Source organism: Halorubrum miltondacostae (genome assembly GCF_041379815.1).
GTDB classification, from domain to species: Archaea; Halobacteriota; Halobacteria; order Halobacteriales; family Haloferacaceae; genus Halorubrum; species Halorubrum miltondacostae.
This window is the reverse complement of record NZ_JBEDNY010000002.1, coordinates 263293-289102: the sequence shown is the minus strand read 5'-3', so window position 1 is coordinate 289102 and position 25810 is coordinate 263293. Positions and strand designations below refer to the sequence as shown.

Genomic DNA, 25810 nt, shown 5'->3' with positions numbered 1-25810 from the left:
AGTAGTCGCCGTCAGCGAGGATGTCGCTGATGGTCGTCTGGTCGCTGAGGCTGATCGACGCGTCGGTCTGGCCCGGGTTCGCGAGGCGAACAACGTCGCCATTGCTCGACGAGCCAGCCGCGTGCGAGTTGAACAGGATGTCGACCTCGTCCTCACTGTCGGCGTCGAGCGAGACGTTCGCCTAGTAGCCAACGTCGTCTTCGTCACCGATGACGAGGGAGCCACCATCAGAGTCGCCCTCGAACTGGACGGTGATGTTGGCGACGTCGCCCTGCTGTTCGGTGTAGACGTTCTGGTCGAGCGAGAGTTCGCCGTCACCGAGCTCGGTCACGTTGATCGAGGCGGAGTCTTCGGCGGTGCTGTCTTCGACAGCGAAGTCGAAGCTGTAGTCGCCGCCGTCGACGTCGGTGAAGTTAGCGACGAACGAAGCGTCGCCGTCCTCGACGCCGGTGAGGAGCACAGTCTCGCTATCGATCGTGCTCGAGCCGGCGTCGTTGAATATGTTATTGAGTTCCTCGTTTTCAAGATCGTTGCCGTTGAGAGTCCCGGTGACCTCAACGTCGAACTCGGAGCGGAGCGAGGAGACGTCAACATCAATCTTCTCGTTGTCGGTAGCCTCGTCCTCGGCGAAGTCCGTGGTAAGATCCTGCGTCAGGATCTCAAACTCAGCCGTGGAGCCACTGCCCAGCCCCGCGGTGGTCGAACCACCGTTCTGGAAGAAGTCTCAACCGGGGCCGCGAAGCACGTAGAAGCCCTCTCCACGGAAACGGTCAGTGTCGATGATAATGTTACCACCGGCACCGACAGTCACGGAGCGGGCCTGACCCGTCGTGGACGGGTTGCCACTGCTACGCGACTCGACACTCCGGATGTCGATGGTTTCACCCGGAGAGAAGGCACTGCTAACATCAACCTCAACCTCTTGGCCGATCCAGTAGAGGCTACCATCGAGGTTTCCGCCGGTCGTAGACGCGTCACCATCGTCAGCGATAGTGAACGTTGTCTGAGTCTGGAAGACCGTGCCGTTAGCTGAGGTTGGCCGGTCGTCCGGGCTCTGACCAACGACGTGGAGCGTGAGCTGCTCGCCCGCAGCTGCGAACCCGGCGTTTGCGCCTGTAGTTCCGCCAGGGCTCAGATCGAGAGTCGCGTTAACAGCGGTGGTAGAGACAGCGGAACTCTGGAGCGAGCCACTAAGAGTGTCGGTCCCGTTAGTGACGAAGTACGTGACGTTGTCGGCGGACGTGGTTGCGGAACTAGTGGTGTCCGTGAACACGTCCACGTCAATGCTGTCGTTGTTATCTTCAGTCACCGGAGTGGGGACGAAGGTCTCGTCCACACCGACGAGGTCAAAGCTCGGCGAGGCCGTCGCCGCGCCATCTTCCGCACTAATAGTGTACGAGAGACCATTGGCCGGCGATTTGACGCTGCTGAGGTCGTGGGTAAGCACAACATCAACAGTGTCGAGTGTAGTGGTAGCGCTCGACGGTGAGGAGAAGTTCAGTCGAACCTCATCAGCCGACGAGTCGTACGTGGTGTTCTCGAGTGCGATGTCAGTCGAACCGCTCAGAGAGGCGCTTACCTTCTCAACGTTGCCGACACTGACATCAATGTTAACCTGTTCGACATTGCCCGCGGCAACATCGACATCGAACGATACTGTCTGGTTCACTGCCGGACTTCCGGCAGTGACACTCTGGGCACTAGCGGCGCTAATGTCCCCAGATCCAAGGGTTGCTGCCGCAGGAGCGGCAGCAAAGCCGGCCGCAACCATGGAAGGACCATGACAGCGGCGAAGAAGACTGCGTTAGCCTTCTTGCGTGTGTTATTGTCGTTTGTCATTGTGTGTTGTTGTGTTCTGCGTCGCGACAGCCTGCTTTGTCCGCGTCTCGATCGTCCGTTCGTCGTCACCAACATCGCCATCGAAGGGCAACCGGACTCGACTCGGATTACTTGTGTAGTGTTGTATTATGGGGTAGGGGCTGCGCCCAACCGTTAAAGTGGTCAGTATAAATTCTTTGTTTGGTTCGTCGAAGTGTGTTAATGTGTTTCACAGGCATCTGAGGACCTGAGACGGCCGTTTTCGGATTTGGATCCGAGCGACGGGGGTGTCGTCAGATCGCGGCTTGGTATAAAAAGAGTCGATTCAGTCCGCGCTCCGCGGGTTCGAACTCGCTGGCGCGGTACGGTCAGCGGCGGTGTTGGGGGCGCCGTCGCCGCCGACGTTCCCGTCACTTCCGGCTTCTACCTCCGCCGACAGCGTCTCCACGTTCGCGAACACGAAGCCGGCGAAGCCGACCCGCAGGAGGATGTCGAGGTACTCCAGCGTCACCGTGCCGGTGAACGTGTCGAGCAGGCCGGCGATCTGGAACATCGCCCACCCGATCAACACGCCGAACGCGAACAGCGCGAGGTTCCGCGTCTTCTTGAAGAAGAGTTCGCGGGCGGGCGGCTGCGCGGCCGCCACGCTCGCGAGCGGTCCAAAGAACAGCGCGAGCAACACGACGTAGCCCACGAGGATACTCCCGGTACCGGCCAGCGCGAGCGACCCCTCGAACACCTCGGCGACGTCGTAGCCCAGCCGCATGAGCGCGGTGAGCGCGACCACGCCGCCGACGTACCGTCGCGCCGCCCCCGAGACGAACGCCGCGAACCCGAACAGGAACGGGTACGCCACGTAGTCGGTGAGCAGCTGACCGCCCTCCAGCGTACCGCTGGCGACCGAGAACGTTCCGATGCCGGCCGCCCACATGCCCAAGCCGATGCTCGCGAGGCCGACGACACCGACGAACGGGTAGCAGTAGCGCCGCAGGGCGACGGGCTTGCGGCTCGTGAGCACCAGCAGCACGACCGCGGAAATGGCGTACAGGCCCGCGGAGACGAACCGGATCGACGACGGCTCAATCATCGGCGCTCACCTCCGCGTCGGCGGCCGCCGGATCCGCCGGCTGCGTCTCGGTCGCGGTCGCAGTCGCGGGCGTCGCGTCGCCCTCGTCGTGTGCGGCTCCCTCGTCAATCGCGGCCGCCTCGCGCGTCTCGAACTGATCGAGCCGCTCGGTGAGCGAGGCGGTCCGCTCCGAGAGTGCCGTCGCCGTCTCCGCGAGGTCGCCGACTGTCTCGGCGGTGGTGTCGGCGGTCTCGGCCAGCGTCCGCGCGCGGTCGGCTGCGGCGGTCGCCGAGCTGTGGACCTCCTCGACGCGGGCCGCGACCGACTCGATCCCCTCGGCGCCCTCGTCGGTCGCCCGCGCGATGTCACCCATCGCGACGTCGACATCCTCGACGGTGCCGGTGAGCTCCTCGATCGCCTCGCCCGCCGCTTGAACTGCGGCGGTCGTGTCGTCGAGTTCCGTCATCGTGCGGTCCATCTCGCCGGCGACCGCGGAGACGTCCTCGGTCACCTCGCCGATCGTCGCCTCGATTTCCGTGGTGGACGCGCGCGTCTCCTCGGCGAGCCCCTTCACTTCGTCCGCGACGACCGCGAAGCCGTCGCCGTCGCCGCCCGCCCGCGACGCCTCGATCGAGGCGTTGAGCGCGAGGATGTTGGTCTGCTCGGCGATGTCGGCGATCACGTCGGTGGTCTCGGCGACGCCGTCCATCCGGTCGTCGAGGCCGGCGACGAGGTCGTCGAGCTCCGCGAGCAGGTCGCCGATGGCGACGATCGCCTCGACCGCCTCGGTCGCCCGCCGCTCGCCCTCCGCGCCGAGCTCGGCCGCGGCGCTCGCGTCGCCCGCCACCTCGTCAGTGGTGGAAGCGATCTCCTCGACGGTCGCCGAGAAGTCGTCCGTGTCGGCGGCCGTCTCGCGTAACCGGTCGGTCTGCTCGTCCAACTCGTCGGCGAGCGTCCGCATCTCGGCGGCCACCTCCTGATTCATCTCGGCGACGTCGTCGGCCTCGGCGGCCATCTCCTCGCTCGTCGCCTCCACGTCGCCCGCGAACGTCTGGATGTTCTCGATCGTTGTCGAGAGCCCGCCGGTCATCTCGTTGTACGCGGTGGTGATGCGCTCGATCGCGTCGACCTCGCTCTCCTCGGAGAGCTGCCGCGAGAGGTCGCCGTCGGCCGCCCGCTCCATCGCGCCGCCGATCTCGTCGGCGCGGTCGAGCAGGGTCTCGGAGAGCTCCTCGGCCTCCTCGCGGGCCTCCTCCGCCTCGGATTTGGCGCGGTCGGACTCGGCGACCGCGTCCCGCAGCGACCGCCGGGTGTCGTCGAAGGCGTCGAACAGGCGCCCGATTTCGTCACCGCGGTCGGAGCTCGCACTCGCGTCAAACTCGCCGCGGCCGACCGCCTCGGCCGTCTGCGTCAGCCGCCGGAGCTCGACGGCGACGTTGCCGACCATGACGATTCCCAACAGCCCCAGGTTCAGCGTGAGGACGACGCTGATCCCGATGAGCGACGCGGTCGCCGCCGTCGGCGTCCCGACCGTCGCGACGTGGCCGGCGAAGAGGCCGACGAACCCGAGGGTGATGACGAGCGTCAGGAGCACCGCCGCCCCGACGCGTCGCCCGTACCGCCCGGTGATTACGTTCAGCATAGATGATCGGAGCGTGAAAGTCGACCTACTTAGGAGTAAAGATAAAATTACTGCTATCGATAATCGAAGAAGCGGGCGCGCGAGCCGCCGGTAGCGCGGCCGCAGGGCAAAAGTCGAGCGACTGCGCTCCCTCAGTCGCGTCGGGGCGCGGGCTTTTCCCTCGGCCGTGCCACCTCTATCCATGCCCAGCGTCAGCGAGACCTACATCGAGAACCGCCAGCGCGTCCAGCCGACCCACACCAACAACTACGCGTCGGCCCACGGGGGAAACGTCGTCAAGTGGATGGACGAGATCGGCGCGATGTCGGCGATGCGCGCCGCCGGCGAGACCTGCGTCACGGCCAAGATCAACGACCTCGACTTCAAGCGGCCGGTGCCGCAGGGCGACACCTGCGTCATCGAGTCGTACGTGTACGCGGTCGGGCGGACGAGCCTCCGGACGCGAATCCGCGCCTACCGCGAGTCGCCGCGCACGGGCGAGCGCGAGCTCACCACGGAGTCGTACTTCGTGTTCGTCGCCGTCGACGCCGACGGGGATCCCACGCCCGTCCCCGAGCTGGAGGTCGCGGGCGAGCGCTGCCGCGAACTCCGGGACGAGGCGCTCGCGGCCGAGCCGGACGACGACCGCTGAGCCGACGGCCGCGTCCACGCTTCAAGCGAACGCGCCCGACGCGCCTCAGCGGCTGATCTCGTCGCCGCCGTCGACCACGGAGGCGACCTCCGCGCGGGTCGTGACGGCGAGGTCGCCGTCGGTCGTCCGTTTCACGGCTGCGGTCGCCGCACCCCACTCCAAGGCGTCGGAGACGTCGCCGCCGCGGAGTCGCTCGGCGACGAAGCCGGCGACGAACGCGTCGCCGGTGCCGATGGCGTCGACCGTCTCCGCCTCGAACACCGGCTGCTCGTACACGTCGCCGTCCGTGAGCGCCAGCGCTCCCTCGTCGCCGCGGGTGACGACCACCGTCTCGAAGCCGTGGTCGGTGGCGAGCCCGTGGGCGATCTCGACGGCGGTGCCGTCGCGGTCGAGCACCTCGCGCGCGTCGCGGCGCGGGACGAACAGCACGTCGACGTGCTCGAAGAGGGCCGCGTAGGCGTCGCGCGCCTCGGCGGGATCCCACAGCTTCGATCGGTAGTTGAGGTCGAACGATCGCGTGACGCCCGCCCCGCCGGCGCGGCGCAACAGCGCGGTCGTCGTGGCCGCGGCGGTCGGCGACAGCGCTGGCGTGATACCCGTCGTGTGGAACCACCGCGCGCCCGTCAGCGTCTCCACGGGGAGCTCGTCGGGCTCGGCCGTCGTGATCGCGGCGTCCGCACGGTCGTAGATCACGTTCGTCCCGCGCGGGACGCCGCCGTGTTCGAGGTAGTACGTCCCGACGCGGCTCTCCGCCGGGTCGGTCCACGCCACCCCGGGGCTGACCCCGTGGCTGCGGAGCTCGCTCGTCACCCGCCGGCCGAGCGGCGAGTTCGGGAGCTTCGAGAGCCACGCGGCGTCGACGCCGAGCCGCGACGCACCGACCGCGACGTTGCTCTCCGCGCCGCCGGCCTGGACGGCCAGCTCGCGCGTCGTCTCCAGTCGCTCGCCGCGCGGCGGCGACAGCCGGAGCATCGTCTCGCCGAAGGTCACGAGGTCGGTCATACCGCCCACCTCACGCCGCGGACGTCGAATGGACTCATACTCGACCCTGACGGCGGGTGCGTAAAAGCGATCGCGGTCCGCGCCGGCGAGTCGGACGGAGGCGGCGATCCGGGCCGCGCTGACGTGTGAGGGTGTACCGAGGAGCCGATTCAGGCGGGTCACGCCCCGTCTTCGGCGGGGCCCTCGCGCGCCCGATAGTCGGGGAGCACGTCGTCCTGAAGCACCGCGCCGCGGCCGCCGTCGACGAGCAGCGCCGAACCGGTGACGTACGCGGCGTCCTCGCTCGCGAGGAACGAGACCGCCCCAGCGACGTCGCTCGGCGTGCCGATGCGCCCGGTCGGGTGGATCGACTCCACCTCCTCGAACCGGCCCTCGGGGACCTCGTCGCGGGTGCGCTCGATCTCCACCCAGCCGGGGACGACCGTGTTCACCCGGACGCGGGGGCCGAAGTCGACGGCGAGCGACCGCGTCATTCCGTTGATCCCGGCCTTCACCGCGTTGTACGGGAAGTGCTTCGGCATCGTCGCGTGCGCGTGGTTCGACGAGACGTTCACGATCGCGCCCCGGTCCATGTGGTCGAGCGCCGCCCGCGCCGCCAGCCAGTACGCCCGGAAGTCCGTCTCCACGACGAACGCCCAGTCGTCGAGCGACGCCTCGTCGGCCGCGGTCTCGGTCTGGACACCGGCGTTGTTCACGAGCACGTCAAGCGAGCCGTACTCCGCGACGGCCGCCTCCGCGAGCGCGGCGACGTCCTCGGAGTCGCGCATGTCCGCACGGACGAAGACCGCGTCGCCAGCGTCATCGCCGGTCGCCTCGTCGATCCGTTCGACGACCGCTTCGCCGGCGTCCTCGCTCCGGCCGCTGACGACGACGTTCGCGCCCTCGGCGGCCAGCCGCTCCGCGATCCCCGCGCCGATGCCGCGAGTCGAGCCCGTCACGATCGCCGTCTGTCCGGCGAAGCGGCCGGGCACGGCGTGTTCGCGCGGCGAGTCGTGGCGTCGGGTCATCGCTCTCCTCCCGATTGCCCGCGCCGGGTGAATCCCCGCATCGTCACCACTCCGCGACCGAGCCGTCCGGATGCCGCCAGACGGGGTTGTGCCAGTCGACGTCGCCCGCCTGCTCGCGGACGTGGTCCTCGTCGATCTCGATACCGAGCCCGTCGCCGTCCGGGATATCGACGAACCCCTCCTCGTAGTCGAACACGGACGGGTCGGCGAGGTAGTCCAACACGTCGCTCGTCTCGTTGTAGTGGATGTCGAGCGACTGCTCCTGGATGAGCGCGTTCGGCGTACAGGCGTCGACCTGGAGACACGAGGCGAGCGCGATCGGCCCGAGCGGGCAGTGCGGCGCGAGCGACACGTCGTACGCCTCGGCCATCGAGGCGATCTTCTTCACCTCGGTGATGCCGCCAGCGTGCGAGACGTCCGGCTGGATCACGTCGACGGCGTCTGCCTCGAGCACCTCCTTGAAATCCCACCGGGAGTACATCCGCTCGCCGGTGGCGATCGGGACGGTCGTCGACGCCCTGATCGCCGGCAGCGCGTCGTTGTTCTCGGGCAACACCGGTTCCTCGACGAACATCGGGTCGTACGGTTCGAGCGCCGCCGCCAGCCGCCGGGCCATCGGCTTCGACACGCGGCCGTGGAAGTCGACGCCGATGTCCACCTCGTCGCCGACCGCCTCCCTGACCGCCGCGATGCGGTCGACGGCGTCGGTCACCGCCGCGGGCGTGTCGACGGCGCGGAGCTCCGCGGTGGCGTTCATCTTCAGGGCGGAGAAGCCCGCGTCGACCTTCTCGCGGGCGGCCTCGCCCACGTCGGCCGGGCGGTCCCCGCCGATCCACTGGTAGACGCGGACGCGGTCGCGGGCGCGGCCGCCGAGCAGCTCGTGGACCGGGGCGCCGAACTGCTTCCCCTTCAGGTCCCACAGCGCCTGGTCGATCCCCGCGATGGCGCTCATCAGGACGGGGCCGCCCCGGTAGAAGCCCCCGCGGTACATCGTCTGCCAGTGGTCCTCGATCCGCGTCGGGTCCTCGCCCAGCAGGTAGTTGTCGAGCAGCTCTTCGACCGCGGTCGCGACCGTCCGGGCCCGGCCCTCGACGACCGGCTCCCCCCATCCGACCGCGCCGTCGCTGGTCGTCAGCTTCAAGAAGAGCCACCGGGGCGGGACCTCGAACAGTTCGTAGTCGGTGATGTACATTGTCTGGTCGGTTCCGTGGTGTCGACAACGGCTGGAGCCAATTAAAAACGGGACGGTCGGCGGGTCGGGTCGGAGCAGTCGGCGGGTCGGGGCGGAGTGGTCGGCAAGTCGGGGCGGAGTGGTCGGTGGGTCGAGACGATCGCTCCGGTCACCGAACGAGCCCGATTTAAGAGCCTCGGCGGCGGAGGGCCGCCATGCGACCAGACAGCGCCGAGCGGATCGCAGAGACGGGCGTGATCGCCATCCTCCGCGGCGTGAGCGTCGAGGACGCCCCGGACGTCGCCGCGGCGGTCATGGAGGGCGGCGTGACGGCCCTGGAGATAACCGCGGACACGCCGGACGTCACGGCGGCCATCGAGGCGGTGGCGGACCGCGTCGACGCCGCGGTCGGGGTCGGCACCGTCCTCGACCCGGAGACGGCCCGGGCGGCCCAGCTCGCCGGCGCGGAGTTCGTCGTCACGCCGACGGTGAACAGAGCGGTCATCCGCACCGCGAACCGGTACGGCACGCCGATCGCGGCCGGGGCGTACACGCCGACCGAGGCGCTCGACGCGTTCGAGGCGGGCGCCGACTTCGTGAAGGTGTTCCCCGCGAAGACCGGCGGCCCCGCCCACGTCGCGGCGCTCGGCGGGCCGCTCCCGCAGATCCCGCTCGTCCCGACCGGTGGCGTGAGCGCCGACAACGCGGGGGCGTACGTCGAGGCCGGCGCGGCGGCCGTCGGCGTCGGGAGCGCCATCGTCGACCACGACGCCGTCGAGGCCGGCGAGTACGACCGGATCGCCGCGAACGCGCGGGCGGTGGTAGAGGCGGTGGCGACCGCGCGGGACTGACGCGAGAAGTCGGCCGTGCGGAAGTGAAACGTGGGCGGCGACCGCGGCGGCGACGACCGCGCCCCGAGAGTCGCAGACCCGGCACGTACATACCCCTCCGCGGTCGTCGTTCGGATATGCGGAGATCTGGGGCGATACTCCTCGCCAGCGGCGCGGCGGCCGGCGTCGCGGTCGGACTGCTGCTCGTGGGCGCGCCGCGGTCGGTCGTCCCGACCGGCGCGCTCGGCGCGGCGATACCGGTGGCGATGGTCTACGCCGTGTTGACGGCCGCCGACACCGACGCGTCTGGGTAGACGGCCGCGGCGGCCGCGGCGGGCCACTCAGTAGTCGCCGAGCACGCCGAGCCGCCGGGCGCGCGCCGTGGCGTACTGGAAGACGAGGTAGCCGCCGAACAGGTAGCCGAGCGCGACGGCGACGAGCAGCGCCAAGTCGGCGAGCGGGAACTCCCACAGCCGCACCCCGTCGACCATCGCGCGCTGGAGCATGGCGCTGCCGTGCGCCAGCGGGAGCACCCGCGTCCACGGCAGGTCGAAGACGGGCGCGGAAATGAGCGCCACGAACCCAAACTGGAGCAGGTTGAGCCAGTTGCCGATCCGTTTGTACAGCACTGTCACGCCGCCGGCGGCGAAGCCGAGGCCGAGCACGGAGACGATCGACAGCCCCGCGACGGTGACCACGGTGACCGGGGCGAGGCTGAGCCGCGTGCCGGTGATGAGGAGCATCGCGGCGAGGATCACCGCGCTCGTGACGAAGGTGCGCACCACTTTCGCGACCCCCTTCAGCAGCGCGACGGGCGCGAAGCCGAACGGCGTGGTGATGTGGCGTTCGAGGGTCCCCCACTGTACCTCACTGCCGATGTCGTTCGACACCGACGAGTACGCGCCTACCGACAGCGTCCACAGGAAGTAGCCGACGACGATCCCCTCGATCGAGTCGGTGAGCGCCTGCCCGGCGAGCAGCTGCCCGCCGAGGAACAGCGCCCCGAAGAAGAACAGCGACACCACGATCCCGCCGATCGCGTTGGCCGGGTACCGCACGAAGATGAGGAACTCGCGATACAGCACTGCCCGCGCCAGGTGGTAGTAGCTGGCCGGCCGGGGTTCGTCGCCGGCCCGCGCCGCGTCGCCGGTCCCTTCGGTCGCCGGCTCCTCCGGCGGCGTCGCATCCGTGCTCACGGCGACTCACCCCCGAGGGAGGCGTCGGGCGCGGTGCCGGTGCGTTCGAGGAACACCTCTTCGAGGTCTGGCTGGACCGTGCGGACGTCCGAGACGGTGACGCCGGCCGCGCGGAGCGCGTCGGCCAAGTCGTAGAAGCGGTCGCCGCCGGCCGCGACCGTCACCGCGGGCGGGCCCGCGTCGTAGTCGACGTCGAGGATCTCGAACGACTCGCGGAGCCCCGCGACCGTCTCGGCGTCGAGGTCGGGGCTCGCCACCCGGACGGCGTCGCGATCGGCGGTGTCGAGCAGCGCCTCGACGCTGTCGTCCGCGACGATCCGCCCGTTCGACAGCATGACGACGCGGTCGCACACCGCCTCGATTGTCGTCATGTCATGGCTGCTGACAACGATGGTGAGCCCCTCCTCGACCGCCAGCCGGCGCAGCTCCGCGCGGAGCGTCCGCGCGCTCTCGACATCGAGCCCGAGCGTCGGCTCGTCTAAGAAGACGAGCTCCGCGCCCCCCGCCAGCACGCTCGCCAGCGACACCTTCTGTTTCATCCCCCGCGAGAGGTCGCGGACCGCCGTGTCGGCCTTGTCAGCCAGGTCGAGCCGGTCGAGCAGCCGGTCGTGCCGCGCCGCCACGGAATCGGGGTCGACCCCGCTGATCGTTGCGAAGTACCGGAGGTTCTCCCGGACTGTGAGCCGCCAGTAGTCGTTGCGCGCGCCCTCTAGCATCGCGTCCACGTCGGCGTACGCCGCGCGGCGGCCGTCGCGCACGTCGTTGCCGAACACCCGGACCGACCCCGCGTCGGGGACGACGATCCCGAGAGCGCACTTGATCAGCGTCGTCTTGCCCGCGCCGTTCGGTCCGAGCAGGCCGACGACAGAGCCGCGCTCGACTGTGAGGCTCACGTCGTCGACCGCGGTCACCGCGTCGCCGCCCTCGCCGAACCGCTTTGTGAGCCCGTCGACCGCGAGGGCCGGCGGGCCCGACCGGTCAGCGGGCGACTCCTCGCCGCGTGCCGCGTCCGTCTCGTCGCGCTCGCGGGGACCGCCGCGCGCGCTCGTCGCGCTCCGTGCCATCTACCCCCCAATACGCGCCGGCGGCGGATATATCCGCGCTCGCCAGTGATCCCACGTGTGGACCTCGACCGCTTCGCCGCCGACGCCCCCGACGACGACGCGCCGGACGACGCCCGGGTCTGCGTCGTCGCGACGCAGCCGGACACTTTCGAGCGCTGCCGCGCGGGCTTTTACCCCGCGCCCCGCTCGTACGACCGCACCCGCGCCGACTTCGCGTACATGGCATTCTATCGGACCGCGCCGGTGTCGGCGATCACCCACTACGCCCGCGTCGACGCCCGGACCGAGCAGACACGCGGCGAGCCGGGCCCGATGGGCGAGGCGGACTGGGCCGCGCTCATCGACCCGTTCTCGGAGGAGCGCGTTGTGGTCGTCTTCGAGTTCGACGAGCTCGTACCGCTCGATAGTCCCGTCGAGAACGACCTGAACGGCGTGCGCGGCGCGTGGTACTGTACCGTCGCCGACCTCCGCGAGGCGGCGACGTTGTCAGAGCTGCGCGACCGGGCGGAGACGTGATCAGCCGACCGAAACCCGTGAAGTAGGTGGCAACGCATCACTACTTTCGATCAGATCACCGTGAGCCCGAGGCTGTACTCGAGTGCGGTATCGACCTCGTCCATCCGCTCTTGCGGTAGCGATCCGAGGTTCTCGGTAATGCGGTGCTCAATGGAGACAGTTTGAATCTGACTACAGAGTGCGACCGAATCCTCCCGAAGCGCACACTCGTCGGCCGGGACGAACACCTCGAACGGATAGCGCTGTTCGCCGAACGAGGTGGTGAACGGAACGACGATCGTCGTCGGTGCGTTCGCATTCCCGACATCATTCTGGACGACGAGATACGGACGCGTCCCTCGCTGTTCAGACCCTTCGGTCGGATCGAGTTCGACGATAACGATGTCCCCGCGATTGACAGATGTAGCCATCTACCAGTCCGGGCTGTCGCCGAGGTGGTCGTTCGCCTCTGTCGAGATGCCCTCTAGTTGCTCGGCAAGTTCGCCGGTCCGCTGAGCCCGTCGGCGATATCCCTCAGCCAATTCCTCGCGAGTGACCGCGCGCTCGATGACGAGCTGCCCCGCCTCTTCGCGGATCACAACATCGTCGCCGCCCACGGGTCCGAACCGTTCTCTGAGCTCCTTCGGGATGGTTACCTGACTTCGCTCCCCAATCTTCCGACGTTCATCTTTGCTCATACACATTCATATCATATTCATACTGGTGAACAATTCGATGGGGGCCCTCAGTCGGCGGTCATCACGGAGGCGTCATCTGCTGTCGGGGCTACGCGACCGGGTGGATACCTGATTGGCAGGTCGAGATCGCAGATTTACTGAGAGTGGAACAGCAGTCGAACGTCGTCAACTGCCAGAAAATACTTATTACGGCGCAGACAGCGGCCCAACTGTGAGGAGCGTATCCGCGAAAGTTGTACAATATGGAAGCATGATACGTTCACAGCCGGGGAGAGCCGTGTGACCGCTGATACGAATATCACAGTGAGTCGTCGGGGAATCGGCGTTGCGGCGCTCGCAGTGGCGTCGAGTGGATGTCTCGGCTCTCAGTCAACCAAACGGGAGTCGGCGCTCGAAGTAATTTCGGTGTCCGACGAGGGACCAGTCGCGTCTGCGAGCGTCCACATCGAGCCGGGTGTCCTTCCGCGATTGGGCTCGCTGGTGTTTACACTACGACTCAAAGATCACGAGTCCGAGTGGGAGGGGTCTCGGATCCGGCTCGCGCCACCAGAGGGAGACGGCGAGTCCAAGGAGTACACCCCGGAGATGACGGAGGTGTCGCTGGAGACCGCGCCGAGGGTCCCGGGGACGTACAGCGTCGGTATTGTAACTCCAAATCCGATAGAGGGCGGAACGGTGTTCACACAGTCAGAGATCGTCGTGAAGTGAGAGACGAGCACAGCCAACGTGAGTTCGTGACTCGAACCCGGCTTGATCAGTCTTGCGCTGAACGTGACCGCCGTGTTCTACCGGTTCCGATCGAACGCCGGGAGGCGTAAGGGAGCCGAATCGCCGGCCCGCGGTCGACGTTACCCGCCGTCAGCGCGCACGAACGGCTTGGCGGTATCGTCAACGGCCGCGATGTGCTCGTGCGCGGTCGGCGTCGTCGCGGCGTGTTCGGGATGGAGACACGTGAACAGCGCCTCCAACGAGTCGACAAGCCGGTGGCTCGGCCGGTTGAAGAGGCCGTTACCGTCGACCGCGTACGCGCGGCCGTCGGCGACCGCGGACAGGTTCGCGAAGCCGGGTCGGTCGGCGAGGTCGCCGACCGCGTCGACGGCGCGGTCGCGGTCGAACCCGCAGGGCGCGACGACGAGCGCTTCGGGGTCGACCGCGCGCACGTCGGCCCACGCGACCGGCTCCGAGGGGCCGTCGGGCTGGAACGACGGGTCGCCGCCCGCGATCGCAACCATGTCGCGCACCCAGTGGCCCGCGCGGATCGGCGGGTCGGTCCAGTCGAGGACGGCGGTGCGCGGGCGGCCCTCGTCGGCGACCGCGTGCTCGGCGCGCTTGCGGACCGCGTCGACCCGCTCGCGGAGGTCGGCTCGGAGCGCGGTCGCGGCGTCCGCCGCACCGACGGCCTCACCGATCCGTACCACGTCGTCGAGCGCGTTCGCGAAGGAGTGTGGGTTGCACGCGAGCACGTCTGGCGCGGGGTCGAGGCGCTCAGCGGCCGCGCGGACCTCGCTCGCGTCGACCGCGCAGACGTCGCAGGTCGCCTGCGTGACGAGCAGGTCGGGTTCGAGGGCTGCGAGTTGCTCCGTATCGAGGTCGTAGACCGCGCCGTCGACCGCGCGCATTTGCGCGTCGATGTCCGCGGCCGAGCGGTCCTCGTGGTCGACGACCGTGCTCGTCAGCGTCGGAAGCTCGCGGGCGGCGGGCGGGTGGTCACAGCTGTGAGAGACCCCGACCGGCTCGACGCCGAGAGCGTAAAGCGTCTCCGTGGCGGAGGGCAGCAGTGAGGCGACGCGCATGCCCGGAAACAGGCGCTCGACGGGCAAAAGCGAGGGGGCCGGCCCGCGCTAGCGGGCGGGGAGCCACGCGAGGAGTGGGCGCGAGACGACGGAGCCGGCGTACAGCAGCGTCGCGACCGCCAGCGCGGCCGACACCGTGGGGAACCACGGCGCAGTCGGAAGGTCAAGCGTGTTCAACAGCGTGACGGCGAGCAGCGTGCTCAGGAGGACGAACCGCGCGTCGCGCCGGTCCATGCCCGGGCATGGAACGGATCGGGTGAAATGTTCGGCGCTTTCGCGGCGGACACGACACCTACTCTGCGACGGCGTCCGCGGTCGGCGTCACTGTCGGCGTTCGACGTGCTCCAGCGCCGTCTCGCGGTCCGGGAGCTCGAGGCTGTGCCGCCGCTCCGCGCCGCACTCGGAGCATGTGTGCGTGTACACGACGTCCGCGCCGTCGGCCTCAGCCTCCCACGCACCCTCCTCGTCTTCGAATCCGCACTCCGGACACACACGTTCCTCGTGTTCGTAGTACTCTCTGAGGCGTTCGAACGGGGAGCGGCTACGGTCCGACATACCTGAACCGTCTGTTTGTGTATAACAAAAATATACCGCCGAAAAAGATCGAATCAGTAATTTAGAGGTTTCATATTGGGTCGAGAAAACCAATGGCGCTTGTAACCCCCGCGACGGTTCATGGTCAGATCGGCCGGTCAGCAGAGTACGGCGTCGTCCGCGGGTCCCGCGCCGACAGCGAAGACGAGAACTCGGCCGGCAAGGTGATTACAGTTCTCCTGTACCGTGCCTGTGAGCGAGCGATCGGAGCTCGCGAACGAGGTCGTGTCGACGTCGGGCGTGATACGCGTCAACTGGCTCCCCGCTGGACACGAGACTCTCGTGGCCACGGCCGTCGGCGAGGACAGCGCCGACGGGAACCGCATCGCCCAGCGGCTCTCGGCGGCAGGGTGACGGCCGGCCCACCTATTCCGTGAGGGGGAGGAAGATGCCGAACACGAACGGCGAGAGCAGGGCGACAAGGATCCCGACCCAGGGGACGGTCTCCAAGAGCTGGAGCTCCCAACTCGGGAGCGACAGCCCGGCGGTCCGAGTCCCGAACACGCCGAGTTCGCCCACGAGGAACAGTCCGATACCGAACGCGAAGCTCAACCGCGTGAGACGGGAGTAGTCAACCCGACCGTATCCTGCGGACATGTGGCGGGGTCGCCGCTTGATTCACAAATATATTTCCGTTCGAAAAATCTGCCACGCGTCCTTTTTGATTCGAAATCGGTCGCGATCCGTGCCGGCGTTCCTTCGACCGGACTAAGACGAGGGCTCGGACCCGGCGACGGCCTCCGCGGTCGCAATCGCGTAGGCGGCCGCGAGGTCCGCGTTCGGCAGGGCGTCGAGCGCCGCCGTACAGCCCCACCGGACGCGATCGCGCCGCTCGCCGGCCGGGAGCTTGTTTGTCGCCACCGTCTCGGCCGTGTCGAGGGCGGCCCGCGCGGTCGCGTCGTCGCCCTCGGTCGCCGCAGTCGCGGCCGCGCCGAGCAGCTGTTCAAGGCTCGCGCGGACATCGTGGGGGACCTTGTCGGCGTCGGTCACGGGTCGCTCGGCTCCGCGTCGGCCGCCCTGTCGAGCGTCGCGAGCGCGAACTCCGTGCTGCTGCCGAGCGGGTCGGTCGCGGTCATCGTCTCGACGGTCGCGAACCCCGCCGCGCGTAGCTGGTCGAGTGTGCGCTCGCGACCGGGCGCAGAGAAGAACATCCGACCGCCCATCCAGCCGCGGCGGACCGTCTCAAAGCGGCCGCCGGGGAGCGTCGTGAGGAGTCGGCCCCCGGGGCGGAGGACGCGGGCGAACTCCGCGTACACCGCGGGGTGGCGCTCGCGCTCGACGTGAAACACCGCGTGGTACGCCGTGATCGCGTCGAAGCGGTCGGCCGCGAACGGGAGCGCCGACATCTCGCCGTGGACGAGCCGGGCATTGGGTACCGTCTCGCTCGCGAGGTCGAGCCCGCGGCGGGAGACGTCGAGCCCGACGCTGCCCGGCGGGAGGTTTGCGAGGGTCCGCGCGCCGTCACCGCAGCCCACGTCGAGGACGGCGGGGTCGGGCGGTAGGTCGGCGAGCAGGTCGTCGATCAGCGCCGCGTCTGATCCGTCCGGGTCGCGGCGGGCGGCGTACGTCTCCGCGACCTCGTCCCACGCGCGGCGCACGGCGTTACGGTCCATACGAACTGATGGGGCGCGAGAGACATGACTGTGCTGCCGGGAACGGCCGGGCGCGACACGCGCCGCTCGGCGAGGTTTATGCCGGCGCGGGGAGACGAGACGCTATGGAGATTCTCCACACCTGCCTGAACGTGGCGGACGCGGACCGGGCTGCCGACTGGTACGTCGACGAACTCGGACTCGAACGGTCGTGGGAGTTCACGACCGCGGACGGCGACGCGCGGAACGTGTACGTCGCCGACGAGAACGGCGTGGAATTTCAGCTGTCGGACACGGAGGGGGCGACGCCGAGCGCGGACGGCGACCGGTACGACCACGTCGCGGTCGGCGTCGACGACGTGGACACGGCGTTCGACGAGATCGCCCACCACGGCGTCGTGGAGCCGCCGACCGATCACCCCGAGGCGGGGGCGCGGGTCGCGTTCATCAAAGACCCCGACGGCCACGTGGTCGAGCTGATCGAGCCGCTGTGAGCAGGTTGTCTTATCGCTTGTTTTCGGCCAGCACTGTCGCTTCGGGGGTCGGGCGCGCGATAGAAAGTCGGGGTTCGGGGCGGAGTCGTGCCCGACCGCGTCAGTCGTCGGCCGGGGCGCGCGGCTCCGCCGGGGGCTCGGTCTCCTCCGCCTCGCCCGCCGGCTCGTCGACCGCGTCGACGTCGGGGGAGTCGTCGAGTTCGTCCGCCTCCTCGGACCGGTGACGCGCCTGGACCTCCTCCCAGGTCATCGCCTCGTCGTAATGATGGCACATGACAACAAATAGCAAGCGTTAGCCACACGTAAACCTTACGCCGGATCGAAGCGGAGAGCGGTTCTCGCGGGCGATTACGCGTCGGCGTGCGGTTTGACCAGCACCTTGATCGCCTCGCGCTCGTCCATCATACGGTACCCCTCGTCGACATCGTCGAGGCCGACCGTCTCGGTGAAGATGGGGGCTGGGTCGAGCGTCCCCTGGAGCACGTCGGCCATCAGCTCCTCGGCGTACGCGCGGACAGGAGCGACTCCGCCCGCGAGCGTCACGTTCTGTCCGAACATGCCGAACACGTCGAGCCCCTCTTCCTCGACGCCGTACGGGACGCCGACGTAGCCGATCGTGCCGCCCGGGCGGACGGCGTCGATCGCGGTGTTCATCGCGCTCGCGGCGCCGACGCACTCCATCACGTGGTTCGGCCCGCCGTAGGTGAGCTCGCGGATCCGCTCGACCGCGGCGTCGCCGCGCTCGGAGACGGTCTCGGTGGCGCCGAACTCTGCGGCGAGTTCGAGCCGGTCCTCGTGGTGGCCGACGGCGACGATCCGCTCCGCGCCGAGCCGCCGCGCCGCGAGGACGCCGCAGAGTCCGACCGCGCCGTCGCCGATGACGGCCACGGTGGCGCCCTCCTCGACGTCCGCGCTGACAGCCGCGTGGTGGCCGGTACCCATCACGTCGGTCAGAGGGAGCAGCGAGCGGAGCGTGTCCTCGTCGTCGGCGTGGCGGTCGGGCACGCGTACGAGCGTCCCGTCGGCGTGGGTCGACCGGACGAACTCGCCCTGGCCGCCACCGTTGTCGCCGCCCCACGAGTCCCCGTTCTCGCAGGAGGTGTGGAGCCCCTTCCGGCAGAACTCGCACTCGCCACAGGAGATGGCGAAGGGCGCGAGCACCCGGTCGCCCGGGGCGACGGAGGTGACGTCGTCGCCGACCTCCTCAACGATCCCCATCGGCTCGTGGCCGACCGGCGAGCCGGGGTCGCGGTCGCTGTCGCCGCGGTAGAACCACAGGTCGGAGCCGCAGACCGCGGTGTGGGTGACGCGGACGATCGCGTCGGTCGGTGCCTCGATCTCGGGGCGGGGTCGCTCTTCGACGCCGATCTCGCCGGGAGCGTTGAACACGGCAGCGCGCATACTATTCGCTTCCGGCGCGCGCGGCAAAAATGAGTGGGTGGCGGAACCCGTTCGGGCGAGAATCGGGCGCCCGATCAGCCGGCCGTTCCGTTCGCGGGCGGCTGCCCGGGGCCCGGCGGCTGCGTCGGTCCCGACGCCCCGCCGGAGCCGGGCGGCGTTCGGTCGTTCGTCACGAGGAAGTCCGCGAGGTTGCCGATCAGTGCGTCGTTGTCGGCACGCCGGGCGTTGTCCGGCGACAGGAAGTCGCTGTCGCCGATCGCGACGACGTCGTCGTTGCGGACCACGAGCGGAGCCTCGGTCACCGCGCGCGTCGTCGAGAGCTCGCTGCCCGCGATCGGCCGCAGCACGTCGCTGCCGGTCGCGGTCGTGCCGACGGGCGTCGCGGACGGGAACATCGCCCGGTCGACCCCCTCGGTGAGCGGCGTCTCGCCGGTCGGCTCGGCGTAGACGCGCTGATAGTTCAGGTCGTTCTCGTCCATGTTGTACACGTAGCCGGACTCGGTCGTGATGCCGAGCGTCGCGTCGAGCGACGACGCGCCCGGCTCCGAGTACGCCGCGTCGGGCTCGGTCGCGAGCACGACGTGGCCGCCGGAGTCGACAAACGACTCGATCGCGTCGAGCTCGTCCGGCTCGTAGTCGGTCCGGAACGTCACGAACGCGTCGGCCTCGGCGAGCCGCTCGCCGAGCTGCGTCGGCGGATCCGCGCCGGGCGGCGCAGGCCGCCGTTGCCGGTCCGGGTCGGGGACGTACACGCCGACCTCGTGGCCGTTCTCGATGAGCGCGTTCGCCAGCGGCCGGATGTCGCGGTCGGCGACGCTGCTCCCGCCGAGCCCGAGGATGCCGAGGGGGAACGCCGCGCCCGGGCTCGCGGGCTCCACACCGGGGTCGACGAGGACGGTCTGGGAGCGCGCCGTGGCGTCCATCTCGACCGTCGCCTGCCCGGGCGTGTCGTTCGCGATCAGGTCAGGGTTCTGGTAGTGGTCGTTCTGTATCGCCGGGGCGGGCGCCGCGCCGTCGGCGGTCACGTAACCGGTGAGCGCCGCGCCGCCGGTGACAGCGGCGAGCGTCACGACGAACGCCGCCGCGAGCGTCGGGAGTCGGCTCACGCGCCGACACCCCCCGCGAGCCGCCCGGTCGCGTTGCCGGTCGCGCCGCCAGACTGCGTCGCGCCGCCGGTCCGGAGGTCAGTTTCGGAGAACCGCTCGATCGTGTCGACGTGCGGGACGGCCGGCCAGTGGACGTAGGTGAGCCCCATCGGCTCGACGTCCGCGTAGCCGGGGTTGTTCGCGTAGATCGCGACGACCTGCGTGTCGGTCCGGACGAGGAACGGGAGCCCGGAGAGGCCACCGGTCTCGCGGGTGTCGACAGTGTACTCGCCGAGCTCCTCCTCGGTGGCCGCGGCGTGGATCGCCTCGTTGAGCGAGCCGATCTCGTCGGCGAAGCCGTTCTGGACGGCCTCGGTACCAAGGTACACCTGCGCCTTCGCGACTTCCTCGCGGGGCATCTGGAACTCCTCGCCGCGCTCAGCCATCATCGCGTCGACGAAGGTGTCCGCGAGCGTCTGCTGTGCGGCCCACGTCTGCGTCGGGTTGCTCCCGGCCTTGTCGGGGCCGCTCGGGCCGAGCGGCGTCGACGTCGTCCGGGGCGCGGGGGCGTTCAGGCCGATGCTACCGACCGTCGACGTCGGCAGTACGTAGATCTCGTCCGCGGGCGCCATCGCGTAGTAGCCGCCCGAGGCGCTGATCGACTGGACGCTCGCGATGACGGTCATGTCCTCGCTCGTCCGCTGGACCGCCTTGTACATGCGCTCGGAGGCGACCGGCGCGCCGCCGGGCGTGTCCAGTTTGAGGACGACCGCACCGACGGACTCGTTGGCGCGGATGTCCGCGAGTTCGCTCTCGACGTCGTCGGCGAGGGACGTGGTGACGGGACCCTCGATCTCGACGACGGCGACGGTATCACTGGGTTCGTTGGTCGCCGCGTACACGCTCGGAGCGAGCACGGCGCCGACCAGAGCCGCGGCCAGCACGACGACAGCCAATTGCTGTCGCGACGTGAGGGCCGTGGAGGGCTTGTCTGCTGACATCGCCGTCTGATACGAGCGAGAACTGTATGATAAAAACAACGAATGCGAGCCGACGAGACCGCGGATGAGCGGCCCGCGAGACGGTTGAGAGACCGGCGAGACGACCGAACAACGTGGAAAGAACCGACGACTGGCGAAACGGACGCCGACTACGGCTCCAAGACGACGCGGAACCGTGCCTCGTTGTCGGCCATCCGCTCGTACGCCGCGCTCACGTCGTCGAGGGCGTACGTCTCGACCTCCGGAGTGATGTCGCGGAGCGCGCTGAACTCAAGGGTGTCCTGCGAGTCGCGGGCGTGCCCTGATCCCCACCCCTCGACGGCCCCGCGCGTGCCGACCAGCTGCTGGGCGTCAACCGAGACGGGTTCGCCCGGGATGCCGGTGATAATCACCGAACCGTCGACCGTGAGCCCGCCCACGACGGACTCGATGGCGTCGCTCGCGGGGGCGGTCGTGAGGACGACGCTCGCGCCGCCCAGCTCGGAGAGCCGCGCGGCCGGGTCCGCCTCGGCGGCGTTCACGAAGTGGTCGGCTCCGAGCTCCCGCGCGAGCGGCTCCTTGTCGGGACTGCGCGAGATCGCGACCGTCTCGTAGCCCGCGGCGTGCGCGTACTGGACCGCGAGGTGGCCGAGCCCGCCAATTCCGACGACCGCGACGAGGTCGCCGGCGCGGGCGTCAGAGTTGCGCAGCGCGTTGTACGTGGTGATCCCGGCGCACAGCAGGGGCGCGGCATCGACCGCGTCAAGGGCGTCGGGGATCGCCGCCAGCGCCTCGGCCGGGACGGTCGCGTACTCGCCGTAGCCGCCGTCGAAGCTCAGGCCGGTGATCTCCGCGTTCTCGCACTGGAGGAACTGTCCGCGGCGACACGGCTCGCAGGTGAAACAGTGGCCGCCGTGCCAGCCCGCGCCGACACGCTCGCCCACCTCCCACGCGTCGACGTTGTCGCCGACCGCGTCGACCGTGCCGGCGATCTCGTGGCCGGGCACGCGCGGATAGTCCACGCCCGGGTAGCCGCCCTCGACGGCGAACTCGTCGCTCCGGCAGATCCCGCACGCCTCGACCGTGACCCGGACCTCGCTGGGACCCGGCTCCGGCACGTCGCGCTCGACCAGTTCGAACTCGGCTCCCGGCTCCGGTACGACCGCGGCTCGCATAGTGTCGACCATATTGAACCGCTCCGGTCGAGACAGAAAAGAACCTGACGGCGACGGCGGTTCGACCGACGATGATAGCGACTGCGCTCAGATTCCGCCGACGGCCATCACGAATAGCGCGATGGTGATGACCGTGAACTGGGCCATGCGAGAGAGAATCGTGCTGACGGGTGCGCCGACTCGCTCGGAAGAGGCAGCATGTCACCAAGTGTGTGCGGCCAGTTGATCGGTCGGTGTGTAAAGGCGACAGGAATATGCTGCGCACCAGCCCTCTAAGTACAACACGAGGCTTTTCTACCGCGCCCGCACAATATACGTCCATGGACGAGAAGACCGCCGAACTCCGCGACCTGTTCGTCGACGCGACGGGATCGGAGTCGGTCACCGAGCGGCAGAACGCGGACCGCGGGACTCTAGTCGACCGCGACGACGGGGCGGTCGACCACGCGGTTCGCGACCTCGTCGCCGCGATGCGCGACCGGTACGGCTTCTCGACGCCGCTCGACGACGCCGCCTACGCGCTGGTCGCCCGCGGCCGGTTCGACAGCGCGGACGACGCGGCGATCGCGGCGGCGATCCGGGACGCGCTTGGAGAGGGTGAAGAGACGGAAGACGACGAGGAGGTCGATTCCGTCGGCGACGCCGAAATCGATCCCGCCGAAGTCGACGCCGAGATGATCCGGAAGGCGCGCCTCGACCTTCACCTCGTCCGCGAGTCGGACCGCGAGGTCGACGCGGACGGGAACGAGGGCGACGACCAGCGCTTCCCGTACGCCGATCTGAAGCGGCTCACCGCCGCGGGCAACTCGATCGTCGAGTGCGCCGAGGAGCTGGACGCCTCGCCGGACGCCGTCGCCCGGTACGCCGCCGTCGCGCGTACCGACATCGCCTCCACGCGGGCGAACGACCGCTTCCGGGACGCGTTCCGCGACCTCCTCACCGACGCCGACATCGAGGGTACCCTCGCGAGCGACGCCCGCGAGGACGGCCTCCGCGAGGCGACCGAGGACATCGAGACGGACGTGTCTTTATAAGCGATCTACGACGGATCGACAGCGAACACCGCCAAAGCCCCAGCCTCGTCGCTCACTGCGTTTGCGACTCCCTCGCGCATGCGATTCGCGCCATACGGGCGCTCATCGGCACGCGCCGTCGTTCATTTATATCTGAAGCCGCGGCCACGCCTCGCGTGACGCTCGTTCCGTTCAGCGACCTGGCCCGCGCGGCGTACTGCCCCCGACAGCTCTACTACGTTCGACGCGACGACGAGCGGAGCGTCCCGCCGACGGCGCGCGAGCGGATCGACCTCGCCTTCCGGTACGACGAGCTGGTCGACGCGCCCGACCGGACGCTCCGGCGACTCCCCCTCGACCGGTCACCGGCCGCCTACCGGCGGAATCTGGATCGACTGCGCGAACGCGACCTCTACGAGCGCCTCGTCGACCCCGCAACTGAGCGGGGGTTCCTCTCGGGGGAAGATTGTCCCGGGACCGTCCACAAGGTGTTGGAACCGGAGAAGCGGCCGAGAGCGCGGGCGACGACGCAGAGGCCGGAGCGCCGCCGGTCCCGACGCTCGTCTCGTCGGGCGAGCCGCCGGAGAACGGCGTGTAGGAGCCGCAGGCAACCCGCGCGGTGGGGATCGCGAAGGCGCTGGCGTGGGAGCGGGAGCGCAAAGTCGAGCGCGCGCTGGTCGAGTATCCCGCGGTCAGGGTCGTCCGCGAAGTCTGGCTGACGACTCGAAAGAAGGCGGCGTACCGCGAGGGGCTCCGCGCGGCACGGTCGATCGACGGCCCACCACTGCGCGTCGACGGCGACCGCTATGCGCCCTGCGACTACCACGAGGAGTGCGGCACGCGGCGGCGGTCGATCCGGTCGTTGCTGGGATGAGGCGACCAGCCGAGAGATCCTCGGCGAGCCCCCGGGCCGCGCCGACGATCGCTCGGTCATACCTGACGCGACCCGGCAGTTTATCCGTGTGTGCGTCGTTCGCACGGGTACGAATGACGCGAGACACTCGCGATCGTTCGGAGGATAGAGGAAGTCGCCTCGCGGCGGCTGGCCGCGAAATTCTCCGACGATAACGACTCCGGGGCACGACCGCCCCGCGGCGGCACCGACCCCGAGACCACCGCAGAGCCGACGGACCCCCTTTTGACCCGAACACCACTCACCGACCTCGACGAGGTACAGCTGCTCGATACCACCCTGCGCGACGGCGAACAGATGCCGGGCGTCTCCATGACCCCCGGCGAGAAGGTCGACGTCGCGCGCGAGCTCGACGCCGCCGGCGTCCACCTGATCGAGGCCGGCTCGGCGTGTACCTCGGCGGGCGAGCGCGAGGCGATCGGCCGCGTCGCCGGCGAGGGGCTCGACGCGACGGTGACGAGCTTCGCCCGCGGGGTGCGGGCCGACGTCGACCACGCACTCGACTGCGGCGTCGACGGGGTGAACCTCGTGGTCCCCGCCTCCGACAAGCACGTCGAGACGAAGGTCGGGTCGACCCGCGACGCGGTCGTCGAGACGACCGTCGAACTCGTCGAGTACGCGAAAGAGCACGGGCTGTGGGTCGAGGTGCTCGGCGAGGACGGCTCGCGGGCCGACCTCGACTACCTCGAACGCCTGCTCGGGGCCGGGCTCGACGCCGGCGCGGATCGGATCTGCTACTGCGACACGGTCGGCGCGGCCGACCCCGAACGCACCGCCGAAGTGGTCTCACGGCTCGCTGATCTCGGCCCGACGAGCCTCCACACCCACGACGACCTCGGCTTCGGGCTGACGAACGTCCACGCGGGGCTGAAGGCCGGCGCCGACACCGTCCACGGGACCGTCCTCGGCGTCGGCGAGCGCGCGGGCAACGTCGCGCTTGAGGAGGTCGCCATCGCGCTCGAGCGGTCGTACGACGTCGACACCGTCGAGCTCTCCCGGCTCTACCGGCTCTGCCGGGCCGTCTCGGAGGCCACCGGGGTCGCGCTCCCCCCGAACAAGGCCGTCTGCGGGGCTAACGCCTTCGCCCACGAGTCCGGCATCCATACCGACGGCACGCTCAAGGACGGGACGATGTACGAGCCGTACCCGCCGGAGACGGTGGGGCGAGAGCGCCGGCTCGTCCTCGGCAAGCACGCCGGGCGCGCCGGGGTGAAGGCGGCGCTCGCGGAGCACGACGTGGCGGTCGACGAGGACGAGCTGCGCGAGGTCGTCGCCCGCGTGAAAGAGCTCGGCGAGCGCGGTAAGCGGGTCACCGACGCCGACCTGCTCGCCGTCGCGGACGATGTCCGCGGACGCGAGCGCGAGCGCCACGTGGAGCTCGTCGATCTCTCGGCGACCTCGGGCGGGAACCTCCCGACGGCCTCGGTTCGGCTCCGCGTCGGCGACGACGAGCGGGTCGCCTCCGGAACGGGTTCCGGACCAGTCGACGCGGGGCTGGAGGCGGTCCGCACGGCGCTCGCGGGCGACGACGGCGAGCGCGGCGAAGGGGTCGCCTTCGACCTCGACTCCTACCACGTCGACGCGATCACGGGCGGCACCGACGCAGTCGTCACCGTCGAGGTCGACCTCTCGCGCGGCGACCGCTCGGTGAGCGTCTCAGCGTCGGACGCGGACATCACCCGCGCGAGCGTCGTCGGGATGGTCGACGGGCTCGACCGCCTGCTGGCCGCCGAGGCGGACGCGGCGGACGCCGACCCGGGCGCCGTCGCCGACGACTGAGCGCGCCGGCGTCTGACGAGGTTTTTATTTGAGGGCGGCCGAACGTTGGGTGTGAGCGTCGTCGTCGCGATCAAGCCCTCGGCCCGCAAGCGGAACGCGAAGGTGGGACGGCTCGTCTTCGAGGATGGCCCCCGCCACGCCTTCGAGAGCCGCGCGGCCGCCGAGCGGTGGGCCGACGACCTGTCGGCCGGCGACGGCCACGTTTGGGTGGCGAGCGCGCACCCCCGCGACGACGGCGACGCGGACTGCTACCTCGTCTCCCGAGCGACGAACGCGAAACTGGAGGCCGCCTACGACAAGCGCCGCCGGCGGCTCAGGGGCGACACGGGCTCCGAGCAGGAGTCGCTCGGCGGCGAGCCGTAAGAGCGGGG

General features: G+C 69.5%; 32 protein-coding genes and 1 pseudogene. 11 read left to right on the top strand and 22 right to left on the bottom strand.

Annotated elements, in window-relative coordinates; translation table 11 throughout:
• Positions 1 to 181 precede the first annotated feature (181 nt).
• The 4 genes from ABNG04_RS06955 to ABNG04_RS06940 all read right to left on the bottom strand — a co-directional run bounded on the left by ABNG04_RS06955 (position 182) and on the right by ABNG04_RS06940 (position 4526).
• On the bottom strand, positions 182 to 460 hold the full coding sequence (locus ABNG04_RS06955; RefSeq protein WP_371161233.1) for a DUF7827 domain-containing protein: 279 nt from the start codon (positions 458 to 460) through the stop codon (positions 182 to 184).
• 264 nt (positions 461 to 724) lie between these two features.
• Positions 725 to 1669, bottom strand: a complete 945-nt coding sequence (locus tag ABNG04_RS06950) for a hypothetical protein (protein WP_371161231.1) — start codon at positions 1667 to 1669, stop codon at positions 725 to 727.
• 474 nt (positions 1670 to 2143) lie between these two features.
• Complete coding sequence (locus tag ABNG04_RS06945; protein ID WP_371161230.1) at positions 2144 to 2905, bottom strand: hypothetical protein; 762 nt, start codon at positions 2903 to 2905, stop codon at positions 2144 to 2146.
• Positions 2898 to 4526: a methyl-accepting chemotaxis protein gene (locus tag ABNG04_RS06940; RefSeq protein WP_371161229.1), complete on the bottom strand. Its 1629-nt coding sequence runs from the start codon at positions 4524 to 4526 to the stop codon at positions 2898 to 2900. Before ABNG04_RS06940 ends, ABNG04_RS06945 begins: the two co-directional genes overlap by 8 nt.
• Positions 4527 to 4707: 181 nt before the next feature.
• Here ABNG04_RS06940 and ABNG04_RS06935 point away from each other — a divergent pair, with 181 nt between their 5' ends.
• Entirely contained in the window at positions 4708 to 5157 is a 450-nt protein-coding gene (locus ABNG04_RS06935; protein WP_371161227.1) for an acyl-CoA thioesterase, read from the top strand.
• 45 nt (positions 5158 to 5202) lie between these two features.
• Here ABNG04_RS06935 and kdgK1 read toward each other — a convergent pair whose 3' ends face one another.
• The 3 genes from kdgK1 to dgoD form a co-directional block, all read right to left on the bottom strand.
• On the bottom strand, positions 5203 to 6159 hold the full coding sequence (gene kdgK1, locus ABNG04_RS06930; protein WP_371161225.1) for a bifunctional 2-dehydro-3-deoxygluconokinase/2-dehydro-3-deoxygalactonokinase: 957 nt from the start codon (positions 6157 to 6159) through the stop codon (positions 5203 to 5205).
• Positions 6160 to 6317: 158 nt separating this feature from the next.
• Positions 6318 to 7166: an SDR family NAD(P)-dependent oxidoreductase gene (locus ABNG04_RS06925; RefSeq protein ID WP_371161223.1), complete on the bottom strand. Its 849-nt coding sequence runs from the start codon at positions 7164 to 7166 to the stop codon at positions 6318 to 6320.
• Between the two features lie 43 nt (positions 7167 to 7209).
• Entirely contained in the window at positions 7210 to 8358 is a 1149-nt protein-coding gene (gene dgoD / locus ABNG04_RS06920) for a galactonate dehydratase (RefSeq protein WP_371161221.1), read from the bottom strand.
• A gap of 194 nt (positions 8359 to 8552) precedes the next feature.
• Here dgoD and ABNG04_RS06915 point away from each other — a divergent pair, with 194 nt between their 5' ends.
• Both ABNG04_RS06915 and ABNG04_RS06910 read left to right on the top strand, forming a co-directional pair.
• On the top strand, positions 8553 to 9188 hold the full coding sequence (locus ABNG04_RS06915) for a bifunctional 4-hydroxy-2-oxoglutarate aldolase/2-dehydro-3-deoxy-phosphogluconate aldolase (RefSeq protein ID WP_371161220.1): 636 nt from the start codon (positions 8553 to 8555) through the stop codon (positions 9186 to 9188).
• Between the two features lie 116 nt (positions 9189 to 9304).
• Positions 9305 to 9481 carry a hypothetical protein gene (locus tag ABNG04_RS06910; protein ID WP_371161218.1) on the top strand — a complete coding sequence of 59 codons (177 nt, stop codon included), beginning with the start codon at positions 9305 to 9307 and terminating at the stop codon, positions 9479 to 9481.
• 27 nt (positions 9482 to 9508) lie between these two features.
• Here ABNG04_RS06910 and ABNG04_RS06905 read toward each other — a convergent pair whose 3' ends face one another.
• Positions 9509 to 10363 carry an ABC transporter permease gene (locus ABNG04_RS06905; RefSeq protein WP_371161216.1) on the bottom strand — a complete coding sequence of 285 codons (855 nt, stop codon included), beginning with the start codon at positions 10361 to 10363 and terminating at the stop codon, positions 9509 to 9511.
• Entirely contained in the window at positions 10360 to 11427 is a 1068-nt protein-coding gene (locus ABNG04_RS06900; RefSeq protein ID WP_371161215.1) for an ABC transporter ATP-binding protein, read from the bottom strand. Before ABNG04_RS06900 ends, ABNG04_RS06905 begins: the two co-directional genes overlap by 4 nt.
• Positions 11428 to 11484: 57 nt before the next feature.
• Here ABNG04_RS06900 and ABNG04_RS06895 point away from each other — a divergent pair, with 57 nt between their 5' ends.
• Positions 11485 to 11943, top strand: a complete 459-nt coding sequence (locus tag ABNG04_RS06895; protein ID WP_371161213.1) for a DUF8743 domain-containing protein — start codon at positions 11485 to 11487, stop codon at positions 11941 to 11943.
• Positions 11944 to 11993: 50 nt separating this feature from the next.
• Here the strand turns inward: ABNG04_RS06895 and ABNG04_RS06890 are convergent, their stop codons facing one another.
• Positions 11994 to 12353: a type II toxin-antitoxin system PemK/MazF family toxin gene (locus ABNG04_RS06890; protein WP_371161212.1), complete on the bottom strand. Its 360-nt coding sequence runs from the start codon at positions 12351 to 12353 to the stop codon at positions 11994 to 11996.
• Positions 12354 to 12620, bottom strand: a complete 267-nt coding sequence (locus ABNG04_RS06885) for an AbrB/MazE/SpoVT family DNA-binding domain-containing protein (RefSeq protein WP_371161210.1) — start codon at positions 12618 to 12620, stop codon at positions 12354 to 12356.
• A 279-nt stretch (positions 12621 to 12899) separates the two neighbouring features.
• Between ABNG04_RS06885 and ABNG04_RS06880 the strand changes: the two genes are divergently transcribed.
• Positions 12900 to 13328 (top strand): hypothetical protein, encoded by a 429-nt coding sequence (locus ABNG04_RS06880; RefSeq protein ID WP_371161208.1) that lies wholly within the window; start codon positions 12900 to 12902, stop codon positions 13326 to 13328.
• 140 nt (positions 13329 to 13468) lie between these two features.
• On the opposite strand, the gene ABNG04_RS06875 is transcribed toward ABNG04_RS06880, so the two are convergent.
• From ABNG04_RS06875 to ABNG04_RS06865, 3 genes are all read right to left on the bottom strand, one after another.
• Positions 13469 to 14413, bottom strand: coding sequence for an ABC transporter substrate-binding protein (locus ABNG04_RS06875; RefSeq protein ID WP_371161206.1), 945 nt, complete (start codon positions 14411 to 14413; stop codon positions 13469 to 13471).
• Positions 14414 to 14461: 48 nt separating this feature from the next.
• The gene (locus tag ABNG04_RS06870; protein ID WP_371161204.1) at positions 14462 to 14647 is read right to left on the bottom strand and encodes a hypothetical protein; all 186 of its coding nucleotides are present in this window, start codon (positions 14645 to 14647) and stop codon (positions 14462 to 14464) included.
• A gap of 87 nt (positions 14648 to 14734) precedes the next feature.
• Complete coding sequence (locus tag ABNG04_RS06865) at positions 14735 to 14968, bottom strand: HVO_0649 family zinc finger protein (RefSeq protein WP_371161203.1); 234 nt, start codon at positions 14966 to 14968, stop codon at positions 14735 to 14737.
• 231 nt (positions 14969 to 15199) lie between these two features.
• Here ABNG04_RS06865 and ABNG04_RS06860 point away from each other — a divergent pair, with 231 nt between their 5' ends.
• Positions 15200 to 15361 carry a hypothetical protein gene (locus ABNG04_RS06860; RefSeq protein ID WP_371161201.1) on the top strand — a complete coding sequence of 54 codons (162 nt, stop codon included), beginning with the start codon at positions 15200 to 15202 and terminating at the stop codon, positions 15359 to 15361.
• A 12-nt stretch (positions 15362 to 15373) separates the two neighbouring features.
• Here ABNG04_RS06860 and ABNG04_RS06855 read toward each other — a convergent pair whose 3' ends face one another.
• The 3 genes from ABNG04_RS06855 to ABNG04_RS06845 all read right to left on the bottom strand — a co-directional run bounded on the left by ABNG04_RS06855 (position 15374) and on the right by ABNG04_RS06845 (position 16620).
• A complete protein-coding gene (locus tag ABNG04_RS06855; RefSeq protein WP_371161199.1) occupies positions 15374 to 15604 on the bottom strand; it encodes a DUF7860 family protein in 231 nt (76 codons plus the stop codon).
• A 111-nt stretch (positions 15605 to 15715) separates the two neighbouring features.
• Positions 15716 to 15997, bottom strand: a complete 282-nt coding sequence (locus ABNG04_RS06850; protein ID WP_371161197.1) for a DUF8101 family protein — start codon at positions 15995 to 15997, stop codon at positions 15716 to 15718.
• The gene (locus ABNG04_RS06845; protein ID WP_371161195.1) at positions 15994 to 16620 is read right to left on the bottom strand and encodes a class I SAM-dependent methyltransferase; all 627 of its coding nucleotides are present in this window, start codon (positions 16618 to 16620) and stop codon (positions 15994 to 15996) included. The genes ABNG04_RS06850 and ABNG04_RS06845 overlap by 4 nt, the downstream gene beginning before the upstream one ends.
• A 104-nt stretch (positions 16621 to 16724) precedes the next feature.
• Here ABNG04_RS06845 and ABNG04_RS06840 point away from each other — a divergent pair, with 104 nt between their 5' ends.
• Positions 16725 to 17093, top strand: coding sequence for a VOC family protein (locus ABNG04_RS06840; protein ID WP_371161193.1), 369 nt, complete (start codon positions 16725 to 16727; stop codon positions 17091 to 17093).
• Positions 17094 to 17193: 100 nt separating this feature from the next.
• Here ABNG04_RS06840 and ABNG04_RS06835 read toward each other — a convergent pair whose 3' ends face one another.
• The 5 genes from ABNG04_RS06835 to ABNG04_RS06815 all read right to left on the bottom strand — a co-directional run bounded on the left by ABNG04_RS06835 (position 17194) and on the right by ABNG04_RS06815 (position 21734).
• Positions 17194 to 17367, bottom strand: a complete 174-nt coding sequence (locus ABNG04_RS06835; protein WP_297886816.1) for a hypothetical protein — start codon at positions 17365 to 17367, stop codon at positions 17194 to 17196.
• 74 nt (positions 17368 to 17441) lie between these two features.
• Positions 17442 to 18494: a zinc-dependent alcohol dehydrogenase family protein gene (locus tag ABNG04_RS06830; protein ID WP_371161191.1), complete on the bottom strand. Its 1053-nt coding sequence runs from the start codon at positions 18492 to 18494 to the stop codon at positions 17442 to 17444.
• Positions 18495 to 18568: 74 nt separating this feature from the next.
• The gene (locus ABNG04_RS06825) at positions 18569 to 19600 is read right to left on the bottom strand and encodes a DUF4350 domain-containing protein (protein ID WP_371161189.1); all 1032 of its coding nucleotides are present in this window, start codon (positions 19598 to 19600) and stop codon (positions 18569 to 18571) included.
• Positions 19597 to 20580, bottom strand: a complete 984-nt coding sequence (locus ABNG04_RS06820) for a S49 family peptidase (protein WP_371161187.1) — start codon at positions 20578 to 20580, stop codon at positions 19597 to 19599. The genes ABNG04_RS06825 and ABNG04_RS06820 overlap by 4 nt, the downstream gene beginning before the upstream one ends.
• 149 nt (positions 20581 to 20729) lie before the next feature.
• Complete coding sequence (locus ABNG04_RS06815) at positions 20730 to 21734, bottom strand: alcohol dehydrogenase (RefSeq protein ID WP_371161945.1); 1005 nt, start codon at positions 21732 to 21734, stop codon at positions 20730 to 20732.
• Positions 21735 to 22054: 320 nt separating this feature from the next.
• Between ABNG04_RS06815 and ABNG04_RS06810 the strand changes: the two genes are divergently transcribed.
• The 4 genes and pseudogenes from ABNG04_RS06810 to ABNG04_RS06795 all read left to right on the top strand — a co-directional run bounded on the left by ABNG04_RS06810 (position 22055) and on the right by ABNG04_RS06795 (position 25802).
• Entirely contained in the window at positions 22055 to 22768 is a 714-nt protein-coding gene (locus tag ABNG04_RS06810) for a hypothetical protein (RefSeq protein WP_371161185.1), read from the top strand.
• Positions 22769 to 22923: 155 nt separating this feature from the next.
• Positions 22924 to 23621: pseudogene (locus ABNG04_RS06805) on the top strand (hypothetical protein).
• A gap of 264 nt (positions 23622 to 23885) precedes the next feature.
• Positions 23886 to 25439, top strand: coding sequence for a hydroxymethylglutaryl-CoA lyase-like TIM-barrel protein (locus ABNG04_RS06800; RefSeq protein WP_371161183.1), 1554 nt, complete (start codon positions 23886 to 23888; stop codon positions 25437 to 25439).
• Between the two features lie 51 nt (positions 25440 to 25490).
• A complete protein-coding gene (locus tag ABNG04_RS06795) occupies positions 25491 to 25802 on the top strand; it encodes a DUF8081 domain-containing protein (RefSeq protein ID WP_006111676.1) in 312 nt (103 codons plus the stop codon).
• Positions 25803 to 25810: the final 8 nt, after the last annotated feature.